Origin of the sequence: Streptomyces albipurpureus, assembly GCF_023701525.1 — a bacterium.
GTDB classification, from domain to species: Bacteria; Actinomycetota; Actinomycetes; order Streptomycetales; family Streptomycetaceae; genus Streptomyces; species Streptomyces albipurpureus.
In genome coordinates, this window is sequence record NZ_JAMQAW010000026.1 from 43,850 (window position 1) to 58,655 (window position 14,806).

Annotated in this window: 11 protein-coding genes and 1 tRNA gene; 8 read left to right on the forward strand and 4 right to left on the reverse strand. The window is 68.7% G+C overall.

What is annotated here, in order from left to right; genetic code table 11:
• Window positions 1-7 precede the first annotated feature (7 nt).
• From NBG84_RS21235 to pyk, 7 genes are all read left to right on the forward strand, one after another.
• Window positions 8-334 carry a chorismate mutase gene (locus tag NBG84_RS21235; protein WP_250921135.1) on the forward strand — a complete coding sequence of 109 codons (327 nt, stop codon included), beginning with the start codon at window positions 8-10 and terminating at the stop codon, window positions 332-334.
• Between the two features lie 305 nt (window positions 335-639).
• Window positions 640-1,476, forward strand: a complete 837-nt coding sequence (gene erm / locus NBG84_RS21240) for a 23S ribosomal RNA methyltransferase Erm (protein ID WP_250921136.1) — start codon at window positions 640-642, stop codon at window positions 1,474-1,476.
• Window positions 1,477-1,816: 340 nt separating this feature from the next.
• Window positions 1,817-4,354: an aminopeptidase N gene (gene pepN / locus NBG84_RS21245; protein ID WP_250921137.1), complete on the forward strand. Its 2,538-nt coding sequence runs from the start codon at window positions 1,817-1,819 to the stop codon at window positions 4,352-4,354.
• A gap of 452 nt (window positions 4,355-4,806) precedes the next feature.
• Entirely contained in the window at window positions 4,807-6,315 is a 1,509-nt protein-coding gene (locus NBG84_RS21250) for a pyridoxal phosphate-dependent decarboxylase family protein (protein WP_250921138.1), read from the forward strand.
• Complete coding sequence (locus NBG84_RS21255; protein ID WP_250921139.1) at window positions 6,312-7,724, forward strand: lysine N(6)-hydroxylase/L-ornithine N(5)-oxygenase family protein; 1,413 nt, start codon at window positions 6,312-6,314, stop codon at window positions 7,722-7,724. The genes NBG84_RS21250 and NBG84_RS21255 overlap by 4 nt, the downstream gene beginning before the upstream one ends.
• Window positions 7,725-7,880: 156 nt before the next feature.
• Window positions 7,881-8,597 (forward strand): SIMPL domain-containing protein, encoded by a 717-nt coding sequence (locus NBG84_RS21260; RefSeq protein WP_250921228.1) that lies wholly within the window; start codon window positions 7,881-7,883, stop codon window positions 8,595-8,597.
• A gap of 170 nt (window positions 8,598-8,767) precedes the next feature.
• On the forward strand, window positions 8,768-10,201 hold the full coding sequence (pyk, locus tag NBG84_RS21265; protein WP_250921140.1) for a pyruvate kinase: 1,434 nt from the start codon (window positions 8,768-8,770) through the stop codon (window positions 10,199-10,201).
• A gap of 181 nt (window positions 10,202-10,382) precedes the next feature.
• Here the strand turns inward: pyk and NBG84_RS21270 are convergent.
• Window positions 10,383-10,455 (reverse strand) — tRNA-Leu (locus NBG84_RS21270).
• Window positions 10,456-10,573: 118 nt separating this feature from the next.
• Between NBG84_RS21270 and NBG84_RS21275 the strand changes: the two genes are divergently transcribed.
• Window positions 10,574-11,227 (forward strand): ANTAR domain-containing response regulator, encoded by a 654-nt coding sequence (locus NBG84_RS21275; RefSeq protein ID WP_250921141.1) that lies wholly within the window; start codon window positions 10,574-10,576, stop codon window positions 11,225-11,227.
• Window positions 11,228-11,360: 133 nt separating this feature from the next.
• Here the strand turns inward: NBG84_RS21275 and NBG84_RS21280 are convergent, their stop codons facing one another.
• Genes NBG84_RS21280 through NBG84_RS21290 form a run of 3 tightly spaced genes read right to left on the reverse strand, consistent with a single transcriptional unit; the run spans window position 11,361 to window position 14,805 of the window.
• Complete coding sequence (locus NBG84_RS21280; RefSeq protein WP_250921142.1) at window positions 11,361-12,077, reverse strand: ABC transporter ATP-binding protein; 717 nt, start codon at window positions 12,075-12,077, stop codon at window positions 11,361-11,363.
• Entirely contained in the window at window positions 12,074-13,066 is a 993-nt protein-coding gene (locus NBG84_RS21285; protein WP_250921143.1) for an ABC transporter ATP-binding protein, read from the reverse strand. The genes NBG84_RS21280 and NBG84_RS21285 overlap by 4 nt, the downstream gene beginning before the upstream one ends.
• A gap of 5 nt (window positions 13,067-13,071) precedes the next feature.
• On the reverse strand, window positions 13,072-14,805 hold the full coding sequence (locus NBG84_RS21290) for a branched-chain amino acid ABC transporter permease (protein WP_250921229.1): 1,734 nt from the start codon (window positions 14,803-14,805) through the stop codon (window positions 13,072-13,074).
• Window position 14,806 lies beyond the last annotated feature (1 nt).

The window sequence follows — 14,806 nt, forward strand, 5'->3', positions numbered from 1 at the left end:
GACGACCATGACGACCAGGAACATCGACGAAGGCGTACGGGCCGAGCTGGACAGGCTGCGCGGAAGCATCGACAACATCGACGCCGCCCTCGTCTATATGCTCGCTGAGCGCTTCAAGTGCACCCAGCAGGTCGGTCACCTCAAGGCGCACCACCAACTACCGGCGGCGGACCTGGCGCGGGAGTCCCGCCAGATCGAGCGCCTGCGTGACCTCGCGGAAGACGCCCGGCTCGACCCGGCCTTCGCTGAGAAGCTGCTCAACTTCATCATCGCCGAGGTCATTCGCCACCATGAGACGATCGCGGCCAACCCGGACGCGGTCCGTAAGCCCTGAGCCCACGTGCCCGCCTACCGGGACGAAATCCTGCCGGCACGGACATCCATCGGCACGGACATCCATCGGCACGAGATCGAGCCGGCACGGAAACCTGTCGGCTCGGAAAACCGGTTGCCGACCGGCCCCACCAGCCGCGTAGGCTCGTTCGCATGTGTGGAATCTCCTGTGGGATCGCAGTGATGAGGCTTCGCCGCGCCTAGCGGCGGACCGTTCTCCTCCCTTGAATCGCTCCGCCGCTTCTGTGAGCCATCGCCGAGCGGCACCCAGTGCTGCCCGGATCACCACGAAGCCGCGGAGATCCTGTGCCCACGCACCACCGTCATGGCCGCCATGAGTACGGCCAGAACTTCCTCACCGACCGTCCCACCATCAACACCCTCGTCGACCGCGTCGCCCGCACCGAAGGCCCGATCATCGAGATCGGTACGGGCGACGGCGCGCTGACCCTGCCCCTTCAGGAACTGGGCCGCCGCCTCACCGGCATCGAGATCGACGATCGACGAGCCGCCCGGCTGGCACGGCGTACCAACGCGTTGACCACCATCGTCCATGCCGACTTCCTCCACTACCGGCTTCCCGTCACGCCGTATGTGCTCGTCGGTAACCTGCCCTTCCATGAGACGACCCCGATGCTCCGCCGCATCCTGAGGTCCCCGGGGTGGACGGACGCCGTCCTGTTGGTGCAGTGGGAGGTCGCACGCCGTCGCGCTGGAGTGGGCGGGGCGACGCTGATGACCGCCCAGTGGTGGCCCTGGTTTGAGTTCGGGCTGGTCAGCCGGGTACCAGCCGCGGCGTTTCGCCCCCGTCCGAACGTCGACGGTGGAGTGCTCACCATCACCCGCCGCGAGCCCCCGCTCCTACCCCCTGCGGAACAGAAGCCCTACCAGGACTTCGCGCACCGCGTGTTCACCGGCAAGGGGCGGGGACTGCCCCGGATCATCGCGGCCGCAGCCCCCGAACTGCCCGGACAACGCGTCGCGCAGTGGGTCCGGCGCCAGGGCATCGGCCCCGGGCAACTGCCCAAGGACCTCATCGCCGAACAGTGGTCGGACCTCTTCTCGCTCGGCAACCGGGATGCTCACCCCGGCCAGCGATCAGCCCCACCGGTCCGACGGACACGGCGTACGGGCCGCCGCTGACCGCTGCGTCACCGTACGTAACACGGCCTGACACATCCAGGTCCCTGAGAACTGCCGCTGGGCACCCACGGACAGTTCTCAGGGACCATGGGGGTCGCCTTTCGCAAGTCACCGGCGTATGGCAGCAAAACCCGGCGCCAGGGCGGTGATCGCGCCCCCTGCGCGGGCGCTCACACCACGGGTGACCGGACTGCGGAGTCCGCCCGGAGGCTCCCGGGACACGCGGGGCACCAAGCGATCGAAATGAGGCGCACCAGCCCTTTATGCGAGGGTGCCGTGCGCTCAGAGCGCAACCGATACCCCGTGTGCTCGGCCGCCGCGATCAGGCAGCATGGCTCCCATGTCCGTACTCACGCGCGACGAAGCGCAGACCCGTGCACAGCTTCTCGACGTCCACCGCTACACCGTCGACCTTGACCTCACCGCCGGCGTCGAGGCAGGGGTCCCTCCCGGGACAGGCGAAGAGACCTTCGGTTCCACCACCGTCATACACTTCACCGCCCGTGCGGCGGGGGACACCTTCGTCGAGGTCAAGCCGGCCGCACTGCGCTCCGTGACACTGGACGGACATCTCCTCGACCCCGCAGCGCTCGACGGCAACCGCTTCCCGCTGATCGGGCTCGCCGAGGGCGACCATGAGTTGCGCGTCGAGGCGGATATGCACTATTCGCGCACCGGCGAGGGGATGCACCGCTTCCGCGACCCCAGCGACGGCGAGACCTACGTCTACACCCAGCTGTTCCTCGAAGACGTCCAGCGGGTCTTCTCCGCCTTCGACCAGCCGGATCTCAAGGCCGTCTTCGATGTCTCGGTGACCGCCCCCGACGGATGGAGCGTCCTTGGCAACGGTGTCGCCACCCACCAGGGCGACGGCAAATGGACCTGCGCCACCACCACCCCCCTCTCCACCTATCTCGTCGCCGTCGCCGCCGGGCCCTGGCACTCCGTCCGCACCGAACACGCGGGACTGCCCTTCGGCCTCCACTGCCGCCGCTCGCTCGCGCCCTACCTGGACGCGGACGCCGACGAGCTGTTCGAGATCACCCGCCAGTGCTACGACCGGTACCACGAGAAGTTCGAGGAGCCGTACCCCTTCGACTCCTACGACCAGGCCTTCGTGCCCGAGTTCAACGCGGGCGCGATGGAGAACCCCGGACTGGTCACCTTCCGCGATGAGCTCGTCTTCCGCTCCGCGGTCACCGACACCCAGCGCCAGACCCGGGCCATGGTCATCGCCCATGAGATGGCCCATATGTGGTTCGGTGACCTGGTCACCATGGTGTGGTGGGACGACCTCTGGCTGAACGAGTCGTTCGCCGAGTACATGGGCTTCCAGATCCTCACCGAGGCCACCCGGTTCACCGACACCTGGGTCGACTTCGCCGTCGCCCGCAAGGGCTGGGGGTACGACGCGGACCAGCGGCCGTCCACCCACCCCGTCTCCCCGGACCCGGACGCGGTTCCCGACACCGCGTCCGCGCTCCTCAACTTCGACGGCATCTCCTATGCCAAGGGAGCGTCCGCGCTGCGCCAACTGGTGACCTGGATGGGGGAGAAGGACTTCCTCGCCGGCATCAACATCCACTTCGCCCGCCACAAGTTCGGCAACGCCACCCTCGCCGACTTCATCGACTCCCTCTCCGGGGCCACCGACCGCGATGTCCACGCATGGGCCGAGGCCTGGCTGCGTACGACCGGGGTGGACACCCTCACCCCCGCGGTCGCCGAATCCAACGGCACCTGGTCGCTCGCCGTCGCCCACCAGGGAACGCGCCCGCACCGCATCGCCGTCGGCGCCTACGACATCGACCCCGTCGACCCCACCCGGGTGGTGCTGCGCGGCCGTTGGGAGCTGGACGTCCCGGGGGGTGCCAACGCCGTCGAGCCGCAGCCCGGCCGCCGTCCCGCCCTCGTCGTACTCAACGACATCGATACCACCTACGCCAAGATCCGCCTCGACCCCGGCTCCTGGGAGACCGCGGTACGCGTCCTGTCGTACGTCCCCGACGCGCTGACCCGCGCCGTCATCTGGAACGCGGCCCGCGACATGGTCCGCGACGGCGAGCTCGCCCCCCTCGCCTATCTGGAGGCCGCCCGGATCCAGCTGCCCCGTGAAACGGATCTGGCGATCGCCCAGGGCGTCCTCGCGTTCGCCACCACCCAGGTCGCCGCTCGCTACGTGCCCACCGCCCAGCGGTCCGCCGCCCTCGGGGTGATCAGGGACATCTGCCGTGGGCTGATGCGCCGCACCGAGGACGGCAGCGATCCGGGGCTGCGGCTGATCGCGGTACGCCACTTCATCGACGCGTCGGCCCAGCCGGAAGCGATCCAGGAATGGCTGGCCGAAGGGAGCGTCATCGGCGGGCCCGAACTCGACCCGGAGCTGCGCTGGCGGATTCAGTACCGTCTCGCCGTCCTCGGCGAGACCGACGAAGCCGCCATCGCGGCCGAACTGGTGCAGGACCCCAGCGCGACCGGCCAGGAAGGCGCGGCCCGATGTCGCTCCGCGCTACCGACCGAGGAGGCCAAGGCCGCGGCCTGGGCACAGATGTTCGCCTCCGACGACCTCTCCAACTACGTCTTCAGGGCCACCGCTCAGGGCTTCTGGCAGCCCGAACAGGCCGAACTGGTCGCGCCGTACCTCGCGCGCTACTACCCGGACACGGTCGCCCTGGCCGACCGCAGGGGCCCGGCCATAGCGGAGGCCGCCGGCGGGTACGCGTTTCCGCTGTACGCGGTCGACGACGAGGCGCTGGAAGTGGGGGAGACCGCTCTGCGAGAAACGGAGATGATCCCCGCCATGCGCCGCCGACTGGCTGACCAACTGGACGACCTACGCCGGGCCCTGTCCGTCCGGGCGACCCACTCCACCCCCTAGCGACCACGGGGGCTGACCAACCACCCGGTCAGCCCCTCGGCCACCTTTCCCGGGTCCCGCCCGCCGCACCTCCCGACCTGGCGCGGGGCGGTCCCGGGGCTGAGCGCCCGCCGTCCCTGGCTCGGTGCGGCCCGGGCGAACGATCCGGGCGACCTCCCGAGCACAGGGTGCGGGACACCTCGTCGGTCAGTCGCCCGACGGCGGCGATGCGGCCCGACCGCCGTAGTGGAGAGCGGCGGTGGGCGAGGTGGGACCAGCCGTGTACCCAGCCCGCCAGAGGCGCCGGTCCCACCCCTCAGGCCCCAGAGTCCGCCCATGACGCGGGCATATGATCCGGCGCCAGCCCCGGTCCCCCAGCAGAACCGAACCTCCTCCGCCCCCACTCGTTGAGCACTACGCGTGCCCCTCCCCATCGGGGGTCGCCCCGCCAACGCAGCCTGCGGAGGACCCATATGAGCACGTCGAGCCCCCCCGACCCCCGCGTTCCGCAGGCAGGGCCGCGGAGCGCCTCCCAGGCACCGGCCACCCCGATTCCCGCGACGGGCACCGCGCGCGACAGGGGCGCACCCCAAGCCCCCCTCGCGGGCGGCACCCACGGCCCCGACGCCCTGCGCCCCCTGCTCGGTCTGGTCCTCGAATCCCTCCGTGAAGGCGCCGCCGACCGTGGCGGCCCCTTTCCCCCGGGTGGGCCCGAGGCCATCGCCGCCCAGATCCGCCAGGCCGTGGAACCCGTACTGCCCGACCACGGAATCGGCGCGGGCAACGCCCTGCACCGGCTCGTACGGGCGGTGGCGTACGGGGCGGCCGATCCCGCCGACCCCCTGTGCGCCGCCCATCTCCACACCCCTCCGCTCGCGCTCGCCGTGGCCGCCGACCTCGCCGCATCCGTGCTCAACCAGTCCCTTGACTCCTGGGACCAGGCCCCGGCCGCATCCGAGGTGGAGCGTTCCGTCACCCGCGCCCTCGCGGCCGAGGTCTATCCGCACGCACCCCAGCCCGATGCCCTGGTCACCACCGGAGGCACCGAGTCCAATCAACTCGCCCTCCTCCTCGCCCGGGAACGCCACGGCGCCATCCAGGTGATCTGCGGCTCGGGCTCCCACCACTCCGTACAACGAGCGGCCTGGTTGCTGGGGCTGCCCGCACCGGTGACCGTGCCGGCCGCCGACGGCGCTCTGGACCCCGTAGCGCTCGACGACGCCCTCACCGAACTACCCGGGCCCCGCCTGGTCGTCGCCACCGCGGGCGCCACCGACACCGGACGGATCGACCCCCTTCCCGAGATCGCCGCGATCTGTGAGCGCCATGGCGTCGAACTCCACGTCGACGCCGCCTACGGCGGACCGCTGCTCTTCAGCGAGCGGCACCGCCCGCTGCTCGCAGGTCTTGAACGCGCCGACTCCGTCACCCTCGACCTCCACAAACTCGGCTGGCAGCCCATCGCCGCCGGCCTGTTCGCGGTACGCGACCACGCCCGGCTGAGCCCCCTGGCGATCACCGCCGACTACCTCAACCCCGACGACGACACCGAAGCCGGGCTGCCCGATCTGCTGGGCCGTTCGCTGCGCACCACCCGGCGCCCCGACGTCCTCAAGATCGCGGTCACCCTCCGGTCCCTCGGCCGGGACGGAATGGCCGCGCTGGTGGACCGCACGATGGACAGCGCCGCCCGCTTCGCCCAACTCATCGAGGCCGATGAGCGCTTGGAGCTGTGGCAGCGGCCCACCCTGAGCACCGTGCTCTTTCGACCCCGCGGCGCCGGTGACGCGCAGACCGCGGAGATCCGCCGCACCCTTCTGATGGAAGGCCGGGCGGTCCTCGGCCGCGCCCGGATCGACGGGCGGCTCTGGCTCAAGGCGACCCTGCTCAACCCCTACGCCAGCTCAGCCGACCTGCACCGACTGATTGACCTTGTGATCGACGTTGTGATCGAACTCGTGGAAGGCAGCACCCACCGATGAGCGCCACGCCCCCCACCGAACCCGACCGACCCCAAGACCTCGTGGGCATCGGCATCGGACCGTTCAACCTCTCGCTCGCCGCCCTCGCCCACGGCCTGCGCACCCCGCTGCGCACCGCCTTCTACGAGCAGGGCCACCACTTCGGTTGGCACTCCGGTCTGCTGATCGAGGGAGCCCGCGTCCAGGTTCCGTTCCTCGCCGATCTGGTCACCCTCGTCGACCCCGCGAGCCCCTGGAGCTTTCTGAACTACCTGCGCTCCCGGGAACGGCTCTTCCCCTTCTACTTCGCCGAGCGGTTCCACATCCACCGCGCCGAGTACGAGGCCTACTGCCGCTGGGTCAGCCACAGCCTGCCCGGTCTCCACTTCGGCCACCAGATCGACGCCGTGCGCTGGAACTCCGAGCGCGAGCTGTTCGAGGTCGACTACACCCAACTCGACATCGACGGGGAGGCCGAGGCCCTGGGCCGTACCCATGCCCGCAATGTCGTGCTCGGCGTGGGCACCGAGCCCTATGTCCCGGAGCCGCTGCGACCACTCGTCGACGCCTCGACCGCCCCGGTGATCCACTCGGCGGAGTACCTGGACAACCGGGACCGGCTGCTGGCCGCCGAGCACATCACCGTCATCGGCTCCGGCCAATCCGGCGCCGAGGTCTTTCTCGATCTGCTCCGCCAGCGGCCCGTGGGCCGTGAGGGGCTCCACTGGCTGGCCCGTACCGAGGCCTTCACACCCATGGAGTACTCCAAGCTCGGCCTTGAGCACTTCACCCCCGACTACACCCGCTACTTCCACGCCCTGCCCGAACAGACCCGGGACCAGGTCGCCTTCGGACAGTGGCACCTCCACCGGGGCATCGACGCGGGCACCATGGCGCAGATCCACGAGGAGCTCTACCGGCGGACCCTGCACGGTGGCTGGCCGGACGCCGTCCTCACCCCCGGGGTGCGCGTTCGCACCGCGGGCCGGGTCGCCACCACCAAGATCGAACTGCATCTGGAACACCTCCAGCAGGCAGCCCGATCCCGGCTGCTGACCGATGCCGTCGTCCTCGCCACGGGATACCGCCAGCGCCCGGTCGATCTGCTGCTGGCCGGACTCGACCCCTATCTCCGCCGTGACTCGGCGGGCCGACCCCGGATCGACGACGAGTACCGGCTGGTCACCGACCGATCCGTGACCGGCGCTGTGTACGTGCAGAACGCCGAGGCGCACACCCATGGCGTCGGCACCCCCGATCTGGGACTCGCGGCCTGGCGCAGCGCCAGCATCCTCAACTCCCTCACCGGCCAGGAGCCGTATCCGCTGCCCCGGCGCACCGCCTTCACCAGCTTCGGTCTGGAGCGGCCGGCACCGTCCCGGGTCCCTGCCCAGGGAATGCACTTCACCCCGCTCGCCCCCAGCTTCTAGGCCCGTGGCGCACCCATCGGGGGCGCGCTGCTGAGCGTCCTCGTATCCCGGCCCGGGATGCGAGAGTGTCCGTACGCCAGTCGGCAGTATGTTCACGCGTACCGCGCCACGTTGTGCGGTACGCGACGACGAGTACGAGGGAGCCGCCCCGTGACCATGGACGCAGCCAGCACCGACGCACCCACCCCCGCCGCTCCGTACGGCACTCCGGACACCCCCCGGGTCGCCGTCCGCGGCGAGGCCCGGTTGGAGGTGGATCCGGAGGTCGCCCGGATCGGGGTCACCGTCGGCGCCCGGGGCTCCGATCGCCGCGGTGCCCTGGAAGACCTCACCCACCGAAACTCCGCGGTCCTGGAGCTGATCAGGTCCTACGGGGACGCCGTGGAGAAGCTGGAAACCGGATCGTTCTCCATCACCCCCGAGCTCACCAAGCGGGGCAAGGGCGAGCGGGTCCGCACGTACCACGGCAAGGTCTACATCACCGCCGAGCTCGTCGACTTCACCTCCCTCGGGGAGCTGACCACCCGGCTCGCGGATCTGGAGATGACCCGGGTCGACGGCCCCTGGTGGAAGCTTCGCCCCCACTCGCCCGCCCATGGCGAGGCCCGGCGGCAGGCCGTGCTGGAGGCCGTTCAGCGGGCCCGTGAGTACGCCGAGGCGCTCGGGGCACGGCTATCCGCGCTGGTGGAGTTGGCGGATCTCGGCGCCGAGAACGGCGGCGGCTACGGCGCACCTCGCGGAGCCGCGACGATGGCCTTCGCCGGAGCGGCCGAATACGCGGGACCGGCCCCCGCCCTCGATCTCGAACCCCAGCGGCAGACCGTTTACGCCCAGGTGAATGCTCGTTTCACTATGACACCACCGGAGCTATGAGGAGTTCTCTGTCCGGAACCCCGCACAAAGGGCGCTCCGGACAGAGAAATTGCTCATCAGAGCGCACCTGTGCACACTTCGGCAGTTGTCAATAACCTTTCACGCAAAGGTTGTTGAGGAGAAACCTGGAATCAAACCCCTACCGGTGGGTAAGTCTTAGGGTCGATCCCATGCGCCGAGCGAAAATCGTCTGTACTTTGGGCCCAGCCACCGACTCATATGACCAGATCAAGGCACTGGTCGAGGCCGGAATGGATGTTGCCCGACTCAATCTCAGCCACGGCAGTTACACCGAGCATGACGAGCGCTATCAGCGCGTACGCAAGGCGTCCGAAGAGACGGGGCGCAGCGTCGGTGTACTGGCTGATCTCCAGGGCCCAAAGATCAGACTCGGGCGTTTTCGCGAAGGCCCCGTCCTGCTGGAGCGCGGCGATGAATTCACCATCACCGTGGAGCCGATGGAAGGCGACCGCAATATTTGCGGAACCACCTATCAGGGCCTCGCCGGCGATGTCACCGCGGGCGAGCGCATCCTGGTGGACGACGGCAAGGTCACCCTGGAGGTGACCGCCGTCGAAGGGCCCCTGGTCCACACCACGGTCATCGAAGGCGGCATGGTCTCCGACAACAAGGGGCTCAACCTCCCCGGGGTCGCGGTCTCCGTCCCGGCGCTCTCGGAGAAGGACATCGAGGACCTTCGCTGGGCGCTGCGTACCGGTGTCGATGTGATCGCCCTGTCCTTCGTCCGCAGTGGACGCGACATCGAGGACGTCCATCGCGTCATGGACGAAGAGGGGCGCAGGCTGCCCGTCATCGCCAAGGTCGAGAAGCCGCAGGCCGTCGAGAACATAGACGACATCGTGGCCGCTTTCGACGGCATCATGGTTGCCCGGGGCGACCTCGGCGTGGAGATGCCGCTGGAACTGGTGCCGATCGTCCAGAAGCGGGCGATCAAGCTGGCCCGGCGCAATGCCAAGCCGGTGATCGTGGCCACCCAGATGCTGGACTCGATGATCGAGAACTCCCGCCCGACCCGCGCCGAGGCCTCCGATGTGGCCAACGCCGTCATCGACGGCACCGACGCGGTGATGCTCTCGGGGGAGACGAGCGTCGGCAAGTACCCCATCGAGACCGTGCGCACGATGGGCAGGATCGTCGAGGCCGCGGAGGAGGATGTGCTCGCCAAGGGGCTACCGCCGCTGACCGAGCGCAGCAAGCCCCGCACTCAGGCCGGTGCGGTGGCCCGTGCGGCGGCGGAGATGGGCGATTTCCTCGGCGCCAAGTTCCTGGTCGCCTTCACTCAGTCGGGCGACACCGTCCGGCGGCTCTCGCGCTATCGCTCGCCGATCCCCCTGCTGGCCTTCACGCCCGACCCGGCCACCCGCGCCCAGCTCAATCTCACCTGGGGTGTGGAGGCCTTCCTCGGCCCGCATGTGGAGTCGACCGACGCCATGGTCGCCCAGGTCGATGAGGAGCTGCTGAGGATCGGCCGCTGTGAGCGCGGTGACATTGTGGTGATCACGGCGGGATCGCCTCCCGGAGTCCCCGGTTCGACGAATCTGGTGCGCATCCATCACATCGGAGTGGATGACACCACCAGCTGATGCGCCGGCGCCCGCTGGGGCCCCGATGGAAGGGGCCTCAACGGGCGCTCTCTCACGGCCTGCTGGGCGATCTTGCCGGCCGACTCCCACACGTCGACTCTGTCGATCGATCCCGCTGGTGATTTGCTGATCGATCCTGCCGGTCAACCCTCAAAGGGTGACCATGGAATTACAGGGAAAGTACCCCGGGTGGGATTCGAACCCACGCTGGATGGTGTTTGAGACCATTGCCTCTACCGCTGGGCTACCGGGGCGCCTTGGAAACGTAGGGTGGCGGGCACCCTTCGTGCCCCCACCATACAGGAGCTCGGTAGGCTCATGGGGAGCACCCTGCATTGGAACGCCTTGGAATGCCTTGGAATGAGGAGTCCCGTGACCGCCCCCGACTCGCCCCAGCCCGTCGCCGACGACGACAAGTCGCACATCCCCCCGTTGACCACCCGAGTGGTCATCGCGGAAGACGAGGCCCTCATCCGACTCGATCTCAAAGAGATGCTGGAAGAAGAGGGGTACGCGGTCGTCGGTGAGGCCGGAGACGGCCAGCGTGCCGTCGAGCTCGCCCGCGAGCACCGGCCCGATCTGGTCATCCTGGATGTGAAGATGCCGATCCTCGATGGAATCTCCGCGGCCGAGAAGATCACCGAGGAGTCCATCGCCCCGGTGCTGATGCTCACCGCATTCTCCCAGCGCGACCTAGTCGAGCGGGCCAGGGACGCCGGCGCGATGGCCTATCTGGTCAAGCCGTTCAGCAAGAGCGATGTGGTCCCCGCCATCGAAATGGCGGTCTCCCGCTTCACCGAGCTGAAGGCGCTGGAGAAGGAGGTCGCGGACCTCTCCCTGCGGCTGGAGACCCGCAAGCTGGTGGACCGGGCCAAGAGCATTCTCCAGACGGAGTACGGGCTGAACGAGCCCGCCGCCTTCCGCTGGATCCAGAAGACCTCGATGGACCGGCGCATGTCCATGCAGCAGGTCGCCGAGGCGGTCATCGAGGACGCGGAAGAGAAGAAGGCCGCCAAGGGCCAGTGAGCCGCCGTACGGGACAGCCCGCCACGCGAACGCCCCGCCCACGGTGAGGCGAATGCCCCGTACACGGCGAGGGGCCCGCGCTTCCTTGGAAAGCACGGGCCCCTCCCGTATCCGCTACCCGGTCCTGGCAGGCTCAGTCCTCGCCCAGATAGGCCTTGCGGACCGACTCGTCATGCAGCAGGTGTTCGCCCGTACCCGAGAGCACGATGCGTCCGACCTCCATCACATGCCCCTGATCGGCGAGGGAGAGCGCGGCCTGCGCGTTCTGCTCGACCAGCAGGATCGTCGTCCCCCGGGACTTGAGCTCGGTGATCGTCGACATGATCTTCTGCATCATGATCGGTGACAGACCCATCGAGGGCTCGTCCAGCATCAGCAGCTTCGGCTGGCACATCAGCGCCCGCCCCATCGCCAGCATCTGCTGCTCTCCGCCGGAGAGGGTGCCCGCCGCCTGCTTGCTCCGCTCCCGCAAGATCGGGAAGAGGTCGTAGGCGCGCTCGATGTCCTGCTCGATGCCCGCCTTGTCGGTCCGCAGGAACGCCCCGAGACGCAGGTTCTCGACGATGGACAGCCGAGGGAAGATATGGCGGCCCTCGGGGGAGTGGGCCAGACCCAGGGCGACGATCTTATGGGCGGGATAGCCCGCGAGCGGCTTGCCGTCGAAGGATATCCGGCCACCGGAGGGCCTGAGCAGCCCCGACAGGGTGCGCAGCGTTGTGGTCTTGCCCGCGCCGTTGGTACCGATGAGGGTCACCACCTGGCCGGCCTCGACGCTGAAGGAGATGCCCTTCACGGCCTCGATCTTGCCGTAGGCGACCCTGAGGTCCTCGACCTCCAGCAGTGCGGTCACTGGGTCTCCCCTTCCTGGCTGGTGGTGCCCTTGCCGCCCGGTGCGTCGGAAGCGGACTCCGATGTACCGGCGGCATCGGCCGCGTCGGTACGGGTGGTCGGGGCGCTGGCGGCGGGTTCATCGGTACGCGTGGCACCGCCTCCGCCGCTGTGCGCCTCCGCGGCCTCCACCTCGGCGACCTCCTCCGCACCCGGCGCACCCTCGAAGGGCGTACCGAGATAGGCGGCGACCACGCGCTCATCGCCCTGGACGACCTCGGGGGTGCCTTCGACGAGCTTCTCGCCCTGCACCAGACAGGCCACCCGGTCGCAGAGGTTGAAGATGAACCGCATGTCGTGCTCGATGACGAGTACGGCGATCCCCTGGTCCCGGATGGCGAAGATCAGTTCCTCGGCCGCCCGGGTCTCCTGCGGGTTCATACCGGCCGTCGGTTCGTCGAGCAGCAGCAGCCCGGGATCGCTCGCCATCGCCCGGGCGATCTCCAGCTTGCGCTGCTCACCGTAGGGGAGGTTGCGAGCGAGGTGATCGGCCTTGTGCTCAAGACCGATGAAGGTCAACAGCTCCATGGCACGCTCATGGGAAGCGGCTTCGGCCCGCTTGAATCCGGGCCCCCGCAGCAGCGCGGACCACAGCCCCTCCTTGGTGCGGGTGTGGCGGCCGACGAGCACGTTCTCCAGCACGGTCATATTGGCGAAGAGCCTGATGTTCTGGAAGGTACGGGCCACCCCCGCCATGGTGACGAGGTGGGGCTTGGCCGGAAGCACCGTGCCCTTGTAGCTGACCTTGCCCTCGGTGGGGACGTACAGCCCTGTCAGGCAGTTGAAGAAGGTGGTCTTGCCGGCACCGTTGGGGCCGATGAGACCGACGATCTCGCCCGCGTTGACGTTGAGGTCCACGTTCTGCACGGCGGTGAGTCCGCCGAACTTCATGGTGACTCCGCTCGCCTCCAGTACGGGGGAGGTCGCGATGTCGGTGGTGGTGGTCGTCATGGCCTTCACGCCCCCGCCTTGGTAATGCCGACGCCGGAGCCGGTCAGGCCCTTGTCAGGCACATCGAGCTGGTCGTTCTCGTGGTACTCGAGCTGTGCGCGGCGGTTGGCGATCAGGCCCTCGGGACGGAACCGCATCAGCAGGATCAGCGCGATGCCGAATCCGAGGAGCTGGTAGTCCTGGAGGAACTGGAGCTTGGCCGGGATCATGTACAGCAGGGTGGCGCCGAGCAGCGGTCCGGTGACCGTGCCCATGCCGCCGAGGATCACAGCCGCCAGGAGGAAGGCCGAGTTCGGTGGTACGGGACCGGCGAACTGGTACATCTCCGGGACCACGGTGTGCTGCACATGGGCCTGTACGGTGCCGGCGAGACCGGCCAGGGTGGCACCGAGGGCGAAGGCGATCAACTTGACCCGGAAGCCGTTGATGCCCATGGCGGTGGCCGCGGTCTCGTCCTCCCGGATGGCGACCCAGGCCCGACCGATACGGGAACTGCCCGCCCGGCTGAAGACGATGATGACCAGGGCCATCGCGACCAGCATCAGCAGGTAGTAATTGGCGTAGGCACCGAGCTCGATACCGAAGACGGTGTGCGATTCACCGAAGTTGTAGCCGAAGAACTCCAGGTCGGGAATGTTCGGAACACCGTTGGGACCGTTGGTGATCCGCGGGCCCGAGACTCCGTCGAGGTTGCCCATCGCGATGCGGAAGATCTCGCCGAAGCCCAGTGTGACGATGGCGAGGTAGTCACCGCGCAGCCGCAGGGTCGGCGCGCCGATGATCACACCGAAGATCAGCGAGACGACCGCCCCCGTGAGGACCGAGGCCCAGAACGGGAACTGCACATCGAACGCGGACGCCGTGGAACCGGAGACCAGGGCGGCCGTGTACGCGCCGACGCCGAGGAAGGCCACGTAGCCGAGGTCCAGCAGACCGGCCAGACCGACGACGATGTTCAGGCCCAGTGCGACCGTCGCGAAGATCAGGATGTTGACCGCGATGAGCGTGTACGTGTCGGTGTTCTGGGTGAACGGGAAGGCGATGGCGGCTGCGAACGCCGCGATCACCGTGACCTGGCGGTACTTGCTGGTCAGCCCTGAAAGCCGTGCTGTCAGACCGGCCTTGATCAGACCGGCGACCGCGAAGCCGACGGTGATGAGATAGCCGGTGAACAGCTCCGAGTACTCGGTGTCGATGCCGTACGTGATCACGTACATGCCGACGGCGAACGCGGCGACGATCAGCAGGATCTCGGCCCAGGAGGGCAGTTCCCTGGGACGCTTGGCCTTGTGGGTGTCGTCCGGGAGCGCGAAGGCGGCCAGCGGCACGGCCGATGCGACGGCGGCGGCAAAGGCGCCCGGTTCGAGGTTGGCCAGGCCTCCGAGCTGCCAGGCGATGGCGACGGTCGTGAACCAGGTGGTGGCGAAGGCGCCCAGGGCGAAGAACCAGAGCGCTTTGGTCGTTCCGGTGGGAGCGAGCCAACCCAGTCCCTTGATGCCGAGCGAGGCCAGTCCGTAGAGGACGACGAGCGCGCCGGCGACCAGGGTGAGGATCTGTAGTCCGCCGGGGTAACCGTAGACAGTGAGATCACCGGGGAACGCGTCGGTGTAGGTCCAGGCCGTAAAGGTGCTGGCGACGGTGGCGAGGCCACCGGCCGTGACGATCCAGCGGATCAGGGGCGTTCGGGACGCGTCGTCCCCGGCAGGTGTCGCGGCAGTCTTGGTGATGTCCGTGGTCATC

What these genes read in the sequence shown, in the direction of transcription:
- NBG84_RS21235 (WP_250921135.1), top strand. Translation starts at nt 8, where the DNA reads ATGACGACCAGGAACATCGACGAAGGCGTACGGGCCGAGCTGGACAGG.
- pepN (WP_250921137.1), top strand. Translation starts at nt 1,817, where the DNA reads ATGTCCGTACTCACGCGCGACGAAGCGCAGACCCGTGCACAGCTTCTC.
- NBG84_RS21250 (WP_250921138.1), top strand. Translation starts at nt 4,807, where the DNA reads ATGAGCACGTCGAGCCCCCCCGACCCCCGCGTTCCGCAGGCAGGGCCG.
- NBG84_RS21255 (WP_250921139.1), top strand. Translation starts at nt 6,312, where the DNA reads ATGAGCGCCACGCCCCCCACCGAACCCGACCGACCCCAAGACCTCGTG.
- NBG84_RS21260 (WP_250921228.1), top strand. Translation starts at nt 7,881, where the DNA reads ATGGACGCAGCCAGCACCGACGCACCCACCCCCGCCGCTCCGTACGGC.
- pyk (WP_250921140.1), top strand. Translation starts at nt 8,768, where the DNA reads ATGCGCCGAGCGAAAATCGTCTGTACTTTGGGCCCAGCCACCGACTCA.
- NBG84_RS21285 (WP_250921143.1), bottom strand. Translation starts at nt 13,066, where the DNA reads ATGACGACCACCACCACCGACATCGCGACCTCCCCCGTACTGGAGGCG.
- NBG84_RS21290 (WP_250921229.1), bottom strand. Translation starts at nt 14,805, where the DNA reads ATGACCACGGACATCACCAAGACTGCCGCGACACCTGCCGGGGACGAC.